The sequence below is a fragment of the Paenibacillus sp. FSL H3-0321 genome, assembly GCF_038002865.1.
Classification (GTDB): domain Bacteria; phylum Bacillota; class Bacilli; order Paenibacillales; family Paenibacillaceae; genus Paenibacillus_AQ.
The window spans coordinates 6,049,772-6,066,696 of the sequence record NZ_JBBODH010000001.1 but is presented as its reverse complement, the minus strand read 5'-3'; the positions used below and the strand labels follow the sequence as shown (position 1 = coordinate 6,066,696).

Below are 16,925 nucleotides of genomic sequence, written 5' to 3'. Positions count from 1 at the left end.
TTTTTATCTGATCGATAAGATATGTCTAAGGAGACGTGATTACATGAGAAAACTCTTTGTTGTGGGAGATAGCATTTCCATCAAGTATGGCCCCTACTTAAAAGTAATGGTCGGAGCGCGCTTTTTTTATGACCGGAAACGGGGAGAAGATCAAGCTTTGGCTGATCTAGACAAAGCTGTAGGATCTAATGGAGGAGATAGTGGAATGGTACTGGATTACCTCCTCTCGGAACAGAAAAATGGGGTGAAGTATGATGTGCTGCTCATTAATTGTGGCTTGCATGATATCAAAACCGATCCTCTTACGGGACAAAAACAGGTACCTACTCCCCAATATAAATATAATATAGAAAATATTACTGAATTAGTTAAGAAAATGGCAACAGTGCCGATTTGGGTCAGGACCACGGACGCAATAGAGTCCATTCATAATTCAAGATCCACCATCTCTTTTCACCGCTACCATGAGGATGTGGAGGCTTACAACGCCATCGCCGATGAAATTATGGCTGCCGGCGGGATTTCCATCCTCGACCTATATTCGTTTACTAAAGTGTTTGGTGACGAAGCATACATCGATCATGTGCATTTTAACCAGGATGTTCAACGTATGCAGGCAGCGTTTATTGCCGGATTCCTGGATAACAGGATTTAGATATTGGCGTAAAGTTGAAAGAGTACCTCAAGGCCTCTTTGCTTTGATGTAGTCGTATATTGCAGTCACGCTGTCAATGAATTGATCCATATCCATCGAACTTGTCGTTGTCCCGGCTGCCATGATACACCCCTTCGCAGTTTTTTGCGGGAGGATATGACGTTATCTGACATGTCAATCCTCCTTTATGAGTCACATTTTTCCGCTCAATTGATGACATTGGCAACCAGTTACAGTCAAAGGCTGATCTGGCTTTATTCAGTCATTTCAAGTCCAATCCATAGAAACCATCCTTAATTCCAGCATGGGCATGCGCGGGATTAAGGATAGCGGATTCAAGGAGGATATGTCCTTGTCCGAAGGTGAGAAGGTGGACGCCAAGGTCCGGCTTATGGGCTAGGTGATTCGTGATCAGAAGCAGATTCTTGCGGATGTGCTGGGGATGGGACAAGCTTTTTATTCAAAGCGATATCCCCCCTCAGTTTGCTGCTAAAATATCCTTCTTACTAACAAATGGTAAGGAGACCTAATTACTTAGGCCTCCAAGTATCCCTCGTCCGTAATGAAATCTACGTCACATCTCTTGTGGTTATTAGATTACTTCACTGAAAACCCTTGAACCTTCAAACTATTGATATTCACAAATTCCGTACTCTTATTGACGTTTGCATGGATATCGATTTCCCGGAGTTCTATAGTTTCCACGTCGGTGCAGACTATTGCCGTTTCAGCATTTAGTTTGATATTCTCAAGGCAGATATCCTTTAGTCGGTGTTCAGGTAACCCTCTAATTTCTACTGCGATCTTGGCACCTGTTCCCGTAATATGTTTGATTGTTATGTTTTTGAAATCTGAAGGTGTAGCCGTTTTGGGAGCTACCGTACTATAGGGATAGTACATATTGATCTGTACTGCCTCTTCCCTTACGTCGCTAATGTCTATATGTTCAAACCAGACATTTTCAACGAAGCCGCCCCTGCCACGCATTGACTTCAGACGAATGCCCCGATCTCCCCCGCCAATCTGGCAATGCGTCGCATAAATATTCCTCACTCCCCCGGACATGCCACTGCCGATGACTAATCCTCCATGACCTTCCTTCATCACGCAGTTCCTGATTACAATATTCTCGCAAGGCTTATTCACCCGCCAGCCATCCTCATTCATGCCGGAATTGATCGCGATGCAGTCATCCCCAGTCTCAAAGCTGCAATCCTCAATCAGCACATTTCTGCAAGAGTCAGGGTTAAGCCCATCGGTATTGGGGCCACAGCTGACAATATCAATCCCGCGGATAATCACATTCTCGCAATACACCGGATGTACAGTCCATTGAGGGCCGTTATGAATGGAAACTCCTTCAATTAGCACATTCCGGCAGTTGACAGGTTGAATGAAAGAGGGTCTTAATGCAGCCTCCTCCGTACCATATACTCTCTCCTGTACAGGGATTCCGTCTCTCTCGGCATAGCACAGCTTATCTGCTGCGGTCTGCTGCAGCTGCTTCCAATGCCACCAGGCTTCTCCGCTTCCGTTCAGCGTGCCTTCACCTGTAACCGCAATATTCACACAATCAATGGCGTAGATCAGCGGAGAATAATTGTAGCATTCCATACCTTCCCATCTCGTAAAAACTACCGGAAGATAGTCGGTGAAGGTATCGCTGAAATGGATAACGGTATCCTTCTCAAGTGACAGGTGAACATGACTTCTTAAATGGATTGGACCTGATTTCCAGTCTCCCCGGGATACAATTACTGTACCGCCTCCTTGAGCGGAACAAGCATCAACCGCCCTTTGAATTGCTTGATAATCATCAGATTGCCCCTTAGCAGAGAGCCGGTAATCCTCAGCACGGAAATATTGCCCCGGAAAACACGGTTCCAGTATTTCTTCCATTTCAAAAGGGGTTCCATAAAAATTATTTTTTAGCATTGTTTTATCTCTCCCTTATAATTTTGGATAACTTGATCATTCGTACCAGGGCAATTACACAATCTGCCCGATTGACCTTCTTAGAGGGCCCGTAACCCTCCCATATTAGACCTATACTCCGTGCCTGCATCTCGCAATCTTCAAGGCTGTAATTTTGGCCATCTTCTCTATAAAGGTGACGGATGATGAAGCTAAGTAATTCTTCCCCAGTCAGTGCATCGTCAGGTCTGAACCGTTCCCCGGGAGTAGTCCGCTCATCGATAAGCCCTCCGTCAATCAAGGCTTGTACATTCTGGGCATCAAATTCATAATTGTACAGATCACAATACCGGCCCTGATAAGGCCGCTTAGGGTAAGACGCCGCTTTAAGAAATACAAAGGCGAATTGTCCCCTTGGCATCTCGGCATAGGGATGAAAATATTTCAGTGTTGGATCAAGTAATCCATTAGCCAATGCTTCCTTTAATCCATCCAGCTCCTTGATGCCTATACAGTCTGCATAAGGCAGCTCAGGCAAATCTGTAGGAAGGATAGGCAGTTCGGGCTGCTCAAGAGGTGACAGCTGTTCAGGAGGCCTTAAGGACTCATCTGGTACCCAGGGCAACGGGCTGAATCCATTCATATACCTGCATAGAGGCTCAATTTTCTGACGTTTGATCTCTGAGGCAATAAATTCTGCCATCAGCATAGCACCATAATCATTTGTATGTGCCTGATCTTTAAAGTACCCTTTAAGGTTGTTCCTTCCCATCTGGCAGAATAACCGGAAGCTGTACTCATGCAGATCAATAACAGGTACCTGCCACTCCCTTCCTACTCTACGGCAGGCTTCAGCATGATCTTCAAGCAGATCATACCAGCCTTGATCATCCTGTCCGGGAATTCGGCTAAGAGATGTAACAATCACAGGAGTTGCGCCCTTGCTTCTTACTTGGTGGACATACCAGCGTAAATTTGCAGAATATCCAGTAAAGGCGGCTAGTCCTCTTCTTTTTTGATCATTGTGGCCGAATTGAAACATGAAGACATCTCCTGGACGGATACACTGGCTGACAATCTCCCAATGGCCATCATCCCGGAAACAGTTCGTCGTCATTCCGCCATGCGCCTGATTGTCGATTGCGGCCCTATTAAAATATTGAAGCAGATGCTGCCCCCATGATCCACCTGATGTAAGCGGATTGTAGGGATACTGGGTGACATAATCCGCCACAATAGAATCTCCGCCCAGAAATAACGTCGGAGCCTCGGATTTCTTGATTATGATTTCACTTATACGGGCTATAGTGCCTGTAGCTGTGATATAAACAGACAAGTCATCTCGTGGTGGCTGTCCGACAACCGGTATATAATCGCAAAGATGTACCCTGTATTGATAAGTGAAGATCTCTCCGTGAGCAATCTGAATATCACGTCTGACCAGATTACGGCGACCAGAGTACAGATTCAGCTTTGATATTCCTTCTTCTCCTCCAGCAATCTGGATCTTCACTGAGTATATTCCCGGTTCTGGAACGACCGCTCTGAAACGCAGAGGCCACCCCTCCTCATGCAGTTCAACCCCATATTCTGTCTGAAGCAGTTCGATTTGTTCTCTTGCTTGTTCTACTTCCGGGTTAGGGTACCAGCCTGCATACCCTTTAAATCTGTCCTTTCCTTTACCAACTGGCTCAATATATGGAATGAATCCGCTACCAGCTTCTTCCTGAAACATATATTCAGCTGGTAATTGAATCATTCTGTCACTGAGATGTCCAGAGAACGTATACGTCCTTGAATACATGTTCCTGCCTCCTCTTAAATCTTTTGGGCTAATCACTATAAATGACGCCTTCTTCCTTTAGGGGAGTGGCGTCATTTATAACTTAATAATCATTTGTCTAGTGATGGCCCTGTCAATGTTCTACTTATTTATGTCCGTTTTTTCAATGACAGCGGACAAAAAGGCAAGCGCCAATCCTTGCCCCCATCCTTGTGCCCACTTCCTGTCAATATTCAGATAGCCGGAAAGATCATTCATAACAGCTGTACCGCCTGATACATTCAGTACACGCCCGTTATCAGCAATATTATCTAACAAACCTTGCAATGACCGGTTAACATATTGATAATGCAAAGGATTTCCCTGCATAACCATTGCCGCAGCAATCCCCGCTGTAGCTGATACCTCACCGTAGGCTTCAGGGTAATCGAGTACTGTACCCCAGAGTCCATCAGGTTTCTGGAGCTTTTTGACGGCAGCTAACTGGTCACGCAGTGAGCTGGAAATATGCATATACGGTGGATACAGGTAGGATTCTGGCAAAACCTTGTTTACTCTAGACATCGTATAGGCCGCCCAGGCGTTGGCGCGTGCCCAGTAAATACCAGACATATGGTCCTGCATAATATGATTGTATCCGTGATACCACAGGCTGGTGCCTTCATCCTGTAAATAGTTGATATGCCAGAAAAATTGATGAAGTGCATCTTCAATCAGCTTCTTCTCTCCAAGCAGCACACCTGCACGCAATTCAAAATATGCTGCCATAAAGAGAGTGTCTGCCCACGCCTGTTCCGGAAAATCATTTTTTTCTGATACGGTATGCTGGAACACCCGGTCTGCGAAACGCAAAGCCTTGTTATCCAAAAAGTCCAGCTTGCTTACGATAAGATCAAGAAACTTCTGTTCCTTGGTCTGTTCATACAGAGTTAGCAGCATATGACCCATGGCACAAGTGTTGACTGTCCATTGCGCCGGGAGTCCCGCCATAGAATATTCGTCACACCAGTCAGCCATTCGTTCAAGATAACGATGCTCTCCTGTCACTTCAAATGCGCGACTGACTCCATAGTAGGCAACTCCGCAAGGCCAGTTCCATGTCATATCCATGCCAAGCGTGTAATCAACCACGCTGTCTACAACCTTCTTGAGATTCACATCTGTCGTTTCTAATTTCAAAACGGTGCAATCCTCCTTTTAGCAGAACCCCACCTGAAAGGTGAGGTTCTACTGGTCCTCATTTATAGATTTCTAATTGAATAGTCCTGCATCAATTGCTTGCTGCTTCTCATCCAGAATTTCCTGGTAGCCTGCATCCAGATATGTTTTCTTAGCAGCCTCATAGACAGCGTCGAACTGATCTTCTGGAGCAAGAGCACACTTGATATACAGCTCTTGGAAAAGTGTGTTCAGGTCTGTCTTATACTCATTCACTTTTTCCAGCACAACACTGAACAGCGCATCCGGTGTACGGTACTCGGCAGTCTCTGCATAATTTTCGAGCATATCCTCAGCCAGATACTCGTAGCCTGGAGGCGCCCACTGACGAATATAGGCTTTGCGCGTTGTTTCTGGGTCGTCATACTGTACCATCTCAGTAATAAGCGCCCAATAGTCCTTGTTGTTATTTTGAGCCAGTACAGAGTCTCCCTTGAAATCCGAATTGACAACAGGGATTCCCTCAGTATCCAGCGTATAATTCTGGCCTTCAACACCGTTCTGCATAAAGAACAGGTTCTCCGGCTGGCTTAGCCAGTCTAAATACATCCACACGGCAATGCGCTCCAGATCCGTGGAATCATAGTTAATTCCCATAATAAGACCAAACGGCCAATAGGCCCGTGCCTGCGGTTTATAGCCTTCTGGTACCAATGACGCACGAGGCAATACGGCAAAATCAGCCTTCGGATCATTTTTCAGCGTTGCCTCAATGACATCTGTATTGTTGGTTAAATAAAGATTGAAAGTGCCCGTATTTCCGGCTACAAACTGTGCTTTGGTCTTTTCCGCATCACCACGCAGATAGAACTCTTTATCAATCAAACCGTTGTTGTATTGGTAATTCAGATTGCGCAAATACCGTTCTGTAGCAGGAGTCGTCAGATCCGCAACTCCCAGATCGGAGTAAAGAGCTCGTTCTTCTTTAATAATCGGCCAATCCCGGAAGTTATAGTTAAAGTTATAGTTGTTTTGCTTCAGGCCCTCAGCTCCTGTTCCGATACCGGCTTCTTTCCATTTCATAAGTAATTCATTGTATTTCTCCATGGAGGTGATATCCTCCACTTTCATTCCAACCTTCTCCACCCAGTCTTTGCGGATTAGAAGCACAGAATTATCTGCATCCGGACGGGCTGCGAAGAAGAAGGTATTCTTGCCATCGACTTGGCCATACTGCTTGATGGTATCTTGCATATTGTTCCAGTAAGCCGGAGCATAGTAAGCGATTTCATTAAGATCCAACTCTTGCATGACATCTTCACTATAGTAGGCCAGAGCCTGAGGCATATCATAGTGAAAAATTATATCTGGAGCATTGTGGGAAGCCAGCAGCTGCTCGTAATCTGTTACTTCACCTTTGCGTGTAATCGGAACAAATTTTACATTAATATTATATTTGTCACCGAATTCCTTCTGAATCCAACGTGTATAATAATTATCGGTCACATTCCAACCTTCGAAGGCACGCTCATAGACAGGAAGCTCAAGGGTGACCTTCTCGCTGAACCCTTTGGAATAATCAGCATATTCCCCTTCTGCAGCACTGTTTGTTTTGCTTTCTGAATTTGTAGGAGCAGCCGATTCTTTAGTGCCTGAGTTACTGCTTTTTGAGCTGTTGTTGTTCGAACAGGCAGCCAAGAGACTGCTTACCATCATTAACGCAAGTACAACAAGAGATACTTTCTTTAGATTCATTCAAATTCCCCCTATGATAATTTGCTTGATTTACTCCTTGATCGCTCCCAGCATAGAACCTTGAACAAAATATTTCTGGATAAACGGATACACACAGAGAATGGGCAGGGTGGCGAACACCACGCACGAGGCCTTCAGGATTTCAGGGTTGCTCAATGACACCTGCGTAGCTTCCAGTTGGAAGCTTTCACTCGCCTGGATAATCAGGTAATATAACTTAAGCTGTAAGGGCCGTAAATCCGTATTCTGCTTAATATAGAACAAAGCATCCTGATAGGAATTCCATCGACCCACGGCATAGAATAGGGACAGCGTCGCAATAATCGGTTTGGATAAGGGGAGCACAATGCTCCACAGTATCCGGAAGTGTCCGGCACCGTCAATTCGGGCTGACTCCTCGAGACTTATAGGAATAGTGTTCTTGAGTGCACTTTTCATAATAATCAGGTTAAACGAACTGAACGCCAGCGGCAAAATGAGTGACCATACGGTGTCCAGCATCCCCAGGTTATTGATCATCATATATTCGGGAATGATTCCCCCATGGAAAAACAACGGGAATGTAAATATCATTGTAAGTACCGCGCGCCATCTCAACTGCGGACGTGATAGGGCGTATGCTGCCAAAATGGTAATAACCATCCCAATAAGTGTGAACAGCACAGTTATAGTTACTGAAATATAGAAGGATCTGAGAATGCTTTGATCGGCAAATATTTTCTTATAAGCTTCTGTATTGAACCCCAGGGGCCACAAGAAAACCTTGTTGGCTATAACATACGCATCTTGGCTGAACGATTTTGCGACTACATGTACAAAAGGCAGCAAACAGATTAGAGAAAAGACAATAAGTGCAAATCCGATTAAAATCCCCCAGATATCAATCTGCTTTTTGGAGTGTACGGCCAATCCGCCGTTAAATGATTTCATGTTGCCCTCCTAAAATATTCCGTCTTCACCGAGCTTTTTGGCAACACGATCAGCCAGTAGTACCATTGTCAGCCCAATGATTGCCTGAAATAACCCGAGTGCCGTGGCGCGGCTAAAGTTGCCGCTTTCTATCCCCCAGCGATACACCAGTACCGGTATTGTCGTAGTGAACTCCGTTGTGGCTTTATTCTGAAGGGAATATATTCGCTCGAATGAGCCCTCCATTACTTTACCTAGGTTCATAATAAGCAAGGTGATAATGGTAAACCGGATCGAGGGAATTGTGATGTTCCACATTTTGCGAAACCGTCCTGCTCCATCAACAATAGCCGCCTCGTACAATTCCGGATTAATTCCGCTGATTGCTGCAAGATATAGAATAGTTCCCCACCCCATGCTATGCCAGACACCTATAAACAGATAGCTGAACAACCAGTGAGTATCCTCCTGCAGAAATGGAATTCTATTTCCTCCTAAGCCAGAAATCGCATTATTAATTGCACCGCTTCCTTCTCCAAGAAGCTGGTAGGCTATCGCACCGATAATAACCCAGGAGAGAAAGTGCGGCAGATACAGCAGTGTCTGATTCACTCGTTTAAATTTTACATTTTTGATCTCATTAAGCATTAGTGCAAGAATAATGGGCATTGTAAAGCTGAAAACAAGATCGAGCAGATTCAGCATTACTGTATTGCGGAGCGCACGGGCAAAATCGGGTTTTGAGAAAATTTCACGGAATATCTCAAAACCAACCCAATCACTACCCCAGAAACCTTGCGCAATCTTATAGTCCTTAAAGGCGAGTATCAAACCGGTCAATGGAGCATATTTAAAGAGGATAACAAAGCACAATGGAATGACCAGAATCAGATATAGCTGCCAATCCTGCCGCAGGCTATTAGCAATGCTATGTTGTGATTTTAAACCCGGACTTTTCTTTTTTGTAGCGCTTTCAACTTTCACCTTTTTGCCTCCTTAACTGTAGACGTTCAGCTTACCCTGACGTCATTTGATTATCATACTCACCTCCAGTTAATGACATCTGATTTTCCTTAGAGTTTCTTAACTCCAGCCACCGCTGCTGTTTCAGAATCGGGTTTCGGCTTGTCGCAATCATCATATCCCTGCCTTTCACAGACCGTAAATCCTGAGTATTCGTTTAGACGTTCATTTTTGAGCATTAGGACGCCTATAACTGATTATTCAAATGAAAGGAGGCAATTCTGAGTCAAAAAAACAAAAGTGAACGTTTTCATTCCTCTTTTTCTTGGCTCAGGTCTGCGCTCTTTGCATGCTTAAATGCTTTATAACTGCCTGGAGACATTCCTTCATACTTTCGAAAAAAGCGATTCAAGCTTTGCACATTATAATAGCCTACCTGCTCTGCAACTTGGGTCATGGTTAGACGGGGCTCCTCCCACAGAATCTCCTTAGCCTTCTCGATGCGCAGCAGATTGGTGTAATCAATCAACGTTTTCCCTGTCAACTCATAGACAATTTTGCGCATATAAGAATAGCTGATGCCAATCTCTCTGGCTAAATCCTGAAAAACAATGTCTTCACAGAAATGTTCCTGAAGATATCCAATGATTCGTTCACCATAACTGTCCTGAGCACAAAAATGAGTGAGATACCGGCCGATTTCTGTAAAAAATCCGTTTAAATAGTCCTCCATTTCATCAAGAGTATCTATGGAGGCGATCGCACTGTAAATGTCCCTCCGGCCAGCAAATATACGTGCCGTATTGATGTTGTTCTCTCTAAGATATTTAATCGTTAAACCTATTAACTGGTTATAGATGAACAATATATTGTCGTAAGAGATGTACTCTGTTGATTGAATCTCTTGCCTGATGACCTGCAGCTCCTTCAAAATACTTGGAACATCCCCCGTTGTCAGATAGTTAACGATCCGTCTTTCGCAATTGGTAGGATACATGTATTTATTATCCTCATCAGCTTCTTTTGCCCAGAAAAAGATGCAACCGCTGCCTTCGGTCATCCTCTTTTTAATGACTTCCATCGCTTCACCGACCTGGTTTAAGACCCCGGAGCCAAATTCTCCTCGGCTGCTGACCCCGAGGGTTACTGTATGTCCAAAGACCTCTATGGCACTCTCCTGGATTGCACTCAGTGATGCCCTAAGCTCTGTAAGGCTGTGGTTGAAATCATCACAGCTGTCATTTATCACAATGACAAAACAGCCTTCCCCCTGATAGACTGTCCGCAGATGGACCATATCCGGGAATAGAGTATCGCATTGAGAGATAAATACGTAGCGATGATAGCTCCGTGCCTCTGGATTGGTCTGGCTGATATACTCTCTGTACTGATCAATGGAGACAATGACAACACTAAGATAGGGCAATGGAAACAGTTCATAAATCTGTTTGGTGACTTCTCCGCGTAACAGGTTGTGAACTGCAAGACTACGGGTATCGACTTCCCGCTCCTTCAGCAGGTTAAAAAGCTCTTCCTCTTCCTTTTGCATTCTCTTAAAAGCCGTATCCAGGAAGACCAGCTCATTTCTATTTGATACTCCGATGTTACTTCGTGTACGTACTGTTCTCGCCAACTCACGTACCGGTCTGGAAAACCAATTCGCAATTAAAAAAGTTAACACGGCACCTATAAAAATAATTATGACTGTAAGCAAAATTATGCTTCGTTGCAGCATATGCGCCTTTGTCATTAGATCATCCATTGAATAAATATTTACATTCCACCACCCGAGCTGTTCTGATCTTGACCAGGTGTACATTAACCGTTCACCGCCTGCATCATGAAAGGTGTAGCCCTCTTTAGCGTCATTCTGTACAATCTCTCCAATAAAAGGCTGCTGTTCACCATCAGTCAGCAGCAGACTCTTATCCGTATGAGATATAATCGTGCCGTCAGCCTCCATTAAAAAAGACCCCTGCTTACCTCCTCCTGAAGAGGTGAAGTGATCAGCGATATGACTTTCCTGGAGGTTGACCACAATTATTCCACGTGTAGGTGTCGACAGGCGGTTAAGTGGGAGCACATAGGATACTACGGTGTTTCCTGAATTCAACTTCCGGGGATACCATACTCCGCCAATCCCTTTCCTTCTGGCAAGAGCGTCCTCCATCCAGTCGATGGATTCATAGTGTTCAAGTGGAGTAATGCCCTTATCCGTTGAAATCACATAATCGGAATCTTTAAGATAGAAATAGGAAGAATAGACCCCTGCCGTTTTCTGATTCAGGCTTAGAAGCTCATGCTGGACAACAAGTGCATTGCTTACATTATCGTAATTGGCATTCAATTCATTATAAGTTTCGAAATAACGAATTAGATCAAATACCTTAGTTACGTTAAGACCCGCTACAACTTGTGACAAATTTTTCAGTGCTGTCTCATTCAGCCTCCTGTTCGCGTTTAGTTCTGCTAGTGAAGATTCTGCAATTACATTCTCTGAATTGTGCAAAATCTCTTTATCGCTATACCAGGTAAGTATGGTGATTGGAACAGCCATCACACAGAACAAAATCAGTGACATCTGAAGAATGATCGGCACTCGCTTCATGTATTCCACTCCTTTTCATAAAATCACAGTAATTATCTTAACTCCAAACCATTTTTAATGGCGCTTACATCTTTGAGCATTATTGTATAACAAAAAGATAGTATCATGATGAAATTCAGGCATGAATAGAAAAAGAGATAGCATCACTTGTAAAATTCGAGCTTGCCGCAGATAAAAGAAGAATAAAAAAGCAGCCTGCGTCAAGCAGACTACTTCACTTTAACCGTTATAGAAGTTTGCGGATCTGAACCGTTACTTTATCCCGCCGCCATCCCCTTTATTATCAAAAAATACCTGACTTTCTCCCTTCACTTCAACAGTTCTGCTATCTACACTGAGCCATACCGATGCTGCTCCCGGGTTCCAGACAAATTGGCCCGAGGCAGCAAACTTAAGCTGCCGGTATGCGCTTAGATAGTCGACAATCTCCATGTTGGTGGCATACCAGATATCCTCCCTTCCACCGGCCAGCCTGCAGAACTCTTCGATTACTTCCCAGTTATCATCCTGTTCGAACTCGTAGCTATGGCCCCAAACGTACATCATGTATAGATACTGCTGCTTGTTAAGCGAGAGGAATTTCCGCCCAAGCTCCAGCAGATTCTCCTTGTGATGACAAGTCGGCTTCCATTCGAAGAGATCCTCCGGCATAGTGAACTGTCCGGTGCTTGGAACCACTCTGGCATATTCAATGCCCAGATGCGGTAGCATCTCCTTGATCTCCCGGCTGTAGGATCCGTTGGGATAGGACATTCCGCGCACAGTATAACAAGTTAAAGCTTCCAGCCGTTCACGGTCTTCCAGAACCTCCCGGACTACCAGCTCCTTTGGACATCTGGCTATCGTAGGGTGCGTAACTGTATGAGCGGAAATTTCATGTCCCAGGTATAACTCTGCCGCTTCTTCCCCGGAGATCCGGTCCCCCTCACCAAGTAATCCTGAGTTAAGATGAAATGTCCCCTTGATTCTGTAATGGTTAAATATAGAGATCAGCCGCCTGTCGAATTCTCTGCCATCATCGTAGCTCATAGTCAGCACCTTATGTTTACCTTCCGGAAAAGCCATATATATCTTTGGCATTCCACTGCCTCCTCAGCTGATTATTAATTTCGATCATACCTGTCTAATACAAGATAGTTTTATCCAACTCGATATCCTCCTTTCTACAACTGATTTACATGTCCACCGTTGTCGTATCCTTCATCAGTGGAAAAATCGACGTGAAATTTTCGCGATGAATTTAACCTTTTAACTAGTTGTTCGGGAGTTATCGAAGTCTTGGGTGAAAAACCATCTGATTCAAGGTACGTTAACATCTGTTGTTTGAGATAGTTGGCTCCAGGATCGGATGGTTCAAGATTCAATGTACAGACGAGCAATCCACCTTTTCGAATACGTAATTCAAACAAACTTGCCTGCTTGCGTATCATTTTATAGCTGCTGACAACTTCTACAATGGGCTCGAACGGAATGTCCAAATCGTTAAAAACGACAGTACTTGCTCCTTCAATCATAGAAAAAAACTGCCAGTCGCAATATCCTTCATTCGGGAATGCGCTCATTATCGGATGCTCGTAAATAACTGTCGCATTATTCCCTTGAACCCGGCCTCCCGACATAATTTGATAGGTGGTGGCCAATGTAGGAAACGGTCCCCCTCCTAACAGCAGTACTCTTCCTCCATCAACCATGTAGCTTAAGAGATCGGGATCCAGTTCTCTCACAATCTTTATTTTGTTTGTCTGGCCGGGGTCGGATAAGCTAGGGAGCGTAAGGTCGGGAAACACCCAATAATCCCATTGGTTTGTAATCTCATATATGCCTCCCGACAATCGCGCCTGAAGTGTCAGGTGCTCAGCTGTCATACGGTGAGGGACGTCCACTTCTAGAGAATCTAGGTACGTCACCTTTCCATTGCAGACCTTATTTACTTCCTTCACTCCGCGGGAGTATACCACCTGTCGGTCATCGACCAGCTGCCAGTGCAGGGTCCCCTGTTCCATGTCGCAGCCACCATATAATGAAACTGACATCCTAACCGTCAGTCTTTCACCACTGCTTAAATTTCTATGTGTACCACCGTCGGTAAGGAGCACACTTTCTCCGTTATAATGAATCACATCTTGCTCGGTAATGCCTGCCTTTAACTCATAAAACTCATTAAGCAAACCAACGGCATAACCTGTCCGGTGCCAATGGCAGTCTATTGCTCCTAAAAGATCGTATCCTGATACATAGTCACTGCGGCGTGCCTGCTCAATGCTGTATTTAACAATTTGGTGCATCCATTTGCACGAGTTTTTATAATAAATTGGAGCGTTTTTAAGCAGTCCCATTTCATTTAGATAAGCACGCGCAGCGGAGAAGAGGCCTGGACCGGTGCGTGTACCTACATAGCGGTGTTCAAGATCTAGGTTGAGATAACTGTCGTTAATCCCCACCTCATGCATCAAACAAGGCTTATTCAATATCGATAGTCTTTGCTCCATCAGGCCATCATCCGTTGCCAGAGAGTGGTAGCTATAAATCGAACCATGAGGCGCATACACATCACTGAAAGTATCCAACCGGCTCAGCCTGGCTGCGTTATGAGGATACGGCTCCTGAACGTAGCCCGGAAGATTCTCGTCAAGGTCATACTCAACAGCACGAAGTCCTTCCATCGGATTAAACAGGCAATCCGGTGCAAGACGCTTGCAGTGTTGTCCCATATGCTCCAAATGAGCAAGCATGGGCTCATCCAATGCAACCTCATTGCCGCAGCAGTAAACAACAACGGAAGGATGTTTCCGGCAAGCAGCCAAAATATCAAGCCAGTCACACTCTTGAAAGCCGTTCGGCGCTTCTACTTGAAGCATCATTCCCAACTCGTCCGCAGCAACCAGACATTCCTCTTGCGGCGTCCAGGTATGGAATCGAATCCAATTGAAACCGAGCCGTTTTAGAATTTTAAAGGTATCCATATAAAAGGCTTGAGATGTCGGGACCGTACAGGTCTCTGGAAAATATGCATGGTCGGTTAATCCGCGAAGCAGCACTGGATCCCCATTTAATAACATCTTTCGTTCATGCGCTTCCATATATCTTAACCCGAAAGATTGCTCATGCTGATCCAGGACGCAGTCGCCATTATGCAGGGTGAACCTCAACTGATATAACCTTGGATGACGATCCGACCATTCTTCCAGTCCGTACACTTGCGTCGTCCATTGAGTCTGGGGATACTGAGCTTGGGTAGAACCTTTTGCAACGATCTGTCCGGTTAACGGATCTGCAATTTCCCAGTACATACTGACGGGTTTTTCCTCCGTGTTGTGTGAAATCCCGACCTCCCAGACAAGCTCAGTTCGTGCAGCGTTTGTCCTGATATAGCAATCCTTAATTCTCGATTTTCCGGTAACCTGCAAATAGACCGAACGTGTAATCCCTGCACTTTTGCCCATATATCCTCTAATACTACATCCGATCCGGTCCGTTCTTGTATTGGCTACCGCAATAATCAATTCGTTTGATCCTCCAGACAATAGAGCTTCATCTAGATTAAATTCAAACTCAGTCAAATGACCCAAATGATAACCAATAAAGTGACCATTCAACCAAGCCCACGCCTCCAGCGTTACCCCGCCGACGTGCAGCGTAACGGATTGCTTATTCCAATCTTTATCTGCCTTGAATTGCTTCTTGTACCAGCCAGCACCTACTAAAAAGGGAAGCGATGCATCCGGGGGCTTTGCTGCTCCCAATGGGAATGTCCCAATCGGTCTGTACTCCGGATTGAATTTACAGTCTCTTGACCAAAATTCAGCATATCTTAGTCGCTCCGTGTAATCATCCCAGTAACCCGGAACTGGCATTTTAACTTCGTACTCTTTATCTGACGGAAATTCAATCCGACTCATGTCAGGGGCCTGCTCTTGATATGCAAAATCCCATTCTCCATCTAATTGTATTGTTTTCCTAATTCCACTCAAATGCTTCACCCTCCAGTGAGTTTGTATAGTTCTAATTATAGAAGGAGGGTTGAAAAGTAGAATATTGGATAGTATGAAATACATGTCAAATAGTATGATAATATATAAGAAGGAAATTCAATAACATACTGAACCAAGACTTAGAATGCCCTACGGTTAAGAAATGAGTGATAGTTACGAATACTATAGACATGGTCATACTAAATGAATTGTCAGAGTATATCTCACTTCGCATGAAATCCTATTTTGAGCCTTCCCACGAGGGAAATTGGATCGAGCACAAAGCTCATATCGATTATGACCTTTGGTTCATTCAATCCGGTATCGTTAACATTACGATCGACGGTGTTATACATACTGCAAATCCAGGAGACGTTATCTTCTTGTATCCTGGTGTTCCCTACAGAGCATCAACCAGCGATATGGGATGCCGATTTATATACATCCATTTCGATTTTGAGATCGGCAAACAGCAACGCATTCTTAACGATTTCCCACTCTCGGGAGTCATATCGAAAGATATGATTCAAGAAGAATTTATTAGGTTGGGAAACGCCTTTTATCAATTAAAGCTGCTAACCAGCTTACCAGGCAATCGTTTATATTTGAAATCTTGCTTAATGGCCGTTATTGCGAAAATCATTGAACTCTACGGACAAGGCCAGTATATTGGCCAATTTCTGAACGAGAAAAAATTCAGAAAACCCACAACGAATCTGGATGTCTTAAAACCGGTATTCAATTACATTAATGACAATCTGCAAAAATCAATTAAAATGAATGAACTTGCAGCACTCGTAGGCATTTCCGAAAAATACTTCATTTCATATTTCAAGAAAGCTTTGGGCATTACTCCAGGACAATATATCTACCAAATTAAAATGAATCGGGCAAGAGAGTATCTATACTCAAAGAAATATACGGTTCAAGAAATATCTAACCTTCTAGGATATCCTGATCCATTTACGTTTTCGAAGGCTTTTAAAAAATACTACAATGTTCCCCCGTCAAAATTTGAGTAATGATTAGCTTCTCGTTTTCTTCAATACATTGCAGACCGATTAACCTGTTGTGAAATTCCCCACTCTATCACTCATCAACCGTTCTTATTATGTTAAATACCGCCTTCAATATTCGGGGCTCAAATCTTATAGATAGCGCCCATGCTGGGCGCACTAAAAGATCAGCCAGAGCGTTATGGCTGATCTA

11 protein-coding genes are annotated in these 16,925 nt (G+C 44.2%); 2 read left to right on the top strand and 9 right to left on the bottom strand.

Annotated features, from left to right (window positions below; translation table 11 throughout):
- Positions 1-43: 43 nt before the first annotated feature.
- The gene (locus MHI45_RS27110) at positions 44-655 is read left to right on the top strand and encodes an SGNH/GDSL hydrolase family protein (RefSeq protein ID WP_341119722.1); all 612 of its coding nucleotides are present in this window, start codon (positions 44-46) and stop codon (positions 653-655) included.
- Positions 656-1,252: 597 nt separating this feature from the next.
- On the opposite strand, the gene MHI45_RS27105 is transcribed toward MHI45_RS27110, so the two are convergent.
- From MHI45_RS27105 to MHI45_RS27065, 9 genes are all read right to left on the bottom strand, one after another.
- Complete coding sequence (locus tag MHI45_RS27105) at positions 1,253-2,590, bottom strand: glycoside hydrolase family 28 protein (protein WP_341119721.1); 1,338 nt, start codon at positions 2,588-2,590, stop codon at positions 1,253-1,255.
- Positions 2,591-2,594: 4 nt separating this feature from the next.
- Positions 2,595-4,373, bottom strand: coding sequence for a rhamnogalacturonan acetylesterase (locus tag MHI45_RS27100; protein WP_341119720.1), 1,779 nt, complete (start codon positions 4,371-4,373; stop codon positions 2,595-2,597).
- Between the two features lie 120 nt (positions 4,374-4,493).
- The gene (locus tag MHI45_RS27095; RefSeq protein WP_341119719.1) at positions 4,494-5,531 is read right to left on the bottom strand and encodes a glycoside hydrolase family 88/105 protein; all 1,038 of its coding nucleotides are present in this window, start codon (positions 5,529-5,531) and stop codon (positions 4,494-4,496) included.
- A gap of 72 nt (positions 5,532-5,603) precedes the next feature.
- Entirely contained in the window at positions 5,604-7,265 is a 1,662-nt protein-coding gene (locus MHI45_RS27090; protein ID WP_341119718.1) for an ABC transporter substrate-binding protein, read from the bottom strand.
- Between the two features lie 30 nt (positions 7,266-7,295).
- Positions 7,296-8,195 carry a carbohydrate ABC transporter permease gene (locus MHI45_RS27085; RefSeq protein WP_341119717.1) on the bottom strand — a complete coding sequence of 300 codons (900 nt, stop codon included), beginning with the start codon at positions 8,193-8,195 and terminating at the stop codon, positions 7,296-7,298.
- 9 nt (positions 8,196-8,204) lie between these two features.
- The gene (locus MHI45_RS27080) at positions 8,205-9,158 is read right to left on the bottom strand and encodes an ABC transporter permease (protein WP_445322147.1); all 954 of its coding nucleotides are present in this window, start codon (positions 9,156-9,158) and stop codon (positions 8,205-8,207) included.
- A 289-nt stretch (positions 9,159-9,447) separates the two neighbouring features.
- Positions 9,448-11,745 carry an AraC family transcriptional regulator gene (locus MHI45_RS27075; protein ID WP_341119716.1) on the bottom strand — a complete coding sequence of 766 codons (2,298 nt, stop codon included), beginning with the start codon at positions 11,743-11,745 and terminating at the stop codon, positions 9,448-9,450.
- 252 nt (positions 11,746-11,997) lie between these two features.
- Positions 11,998-12,825 (bottom strand): polysaccharide deacetylase family protein, encoded by an 828-nt coding sequence (locus MHI45_RS27070; RefSeq protein WP_340894079.1) that lies wholly within the window; start codon positions 12,823-12,825, stop codon positions 11,998-12,000.
- Positions 12,826-12,908: 83 nt separating this feature from the next.
- The gene (locus tag MHI45_RS27065; protein ID WP_340894080.1) at positions 12,909-15,716 is read right to left on the bottom strand and encodes a sugar-binding domain-containing protein; all 2,808 of its coding nucleotides are present in this window, start codon (positions 15,714-15,716) and stop codon (positions 12,909-12,911) included.
- Between the two features lie 191 nt (positions 15,717-15,907).
- On the opposite strand from MHI45_RS27065, the gene MHI45_RS27060 reads away from it, so the two are divergent.
- On the top strand, positions 15,908-16,738 hold the full coding sequence (locus MHI45_RS27060) for an AraC family transcriptional regulator (RefSeq protein WP_341119845.1): 831 nt from the start codon (positions 15,908-15,910) through the stop codon (positions 16,736-16,738).
- Positions 16,739-16,925 lie beyond the last annotated feature (187 nt).

Excerpts from the sequence above, each read along its gene's own strand:
- MHI45_RS27110 (WP_341119722.1), top strand. The coding sequence starts at position 44 with ATGAGAAAACTCTTTGTTGTGGGAGATAGCATTTCCATCAAGTATGGC.
- MHI45_RS27100 (WP_341119720.1), bottom strand. The coding sequence starts at position 4,373 with ATGTATTCAAGGACGTATACGTTCTCTGGACATCTCAGTGACAGAATG.
- MHI45_RS27090 (WP_341119718.1), bottom strand. The coding sequence starts at position 7,265 with ATGAATCTAAAGAAAGTATCTCTTGTTGTACTTGCGTTAATGATGGTA.
- MHI45_RS27060 (WP_341119845.1), top strand. The coding sequence starts at position 15,908 with ATGGTCATACTAAATGAATTGTCAGAGTATATCTCACTTCGCATGAAA.
- MHI45_RS27070 (WP_340894079.1), bottom strand. The coding sequence starts at position 12,825 with ATGCCAAAGATATATATGGCTTTTCCGGAAGGTAAACATAAGGTGCTG.
- MHI45_RS27085 (WP_341119717.1), bottom strand. The coding sequence starts at position 8,195 with ATGAAATCATTTAACGGCGGATTGGCCGTACACTCCAAAAAGCAGATT.
- MHI45_RS27105 (WP_341119721.1), bottom strand. The coding sequence starts at position 2,590 with ATGCTAAAAAATAATTTTTATGGAACCCCTTTTGAAATGGAAGAAATA.
- MHI45_RS27075 (WP_341119716.1), bottom strand. The coding sequence starts at position 11,745 with ATGAAGCGAGTGCCGATCATTCTTCAGATGTCACTGATTTTGTTCTGT.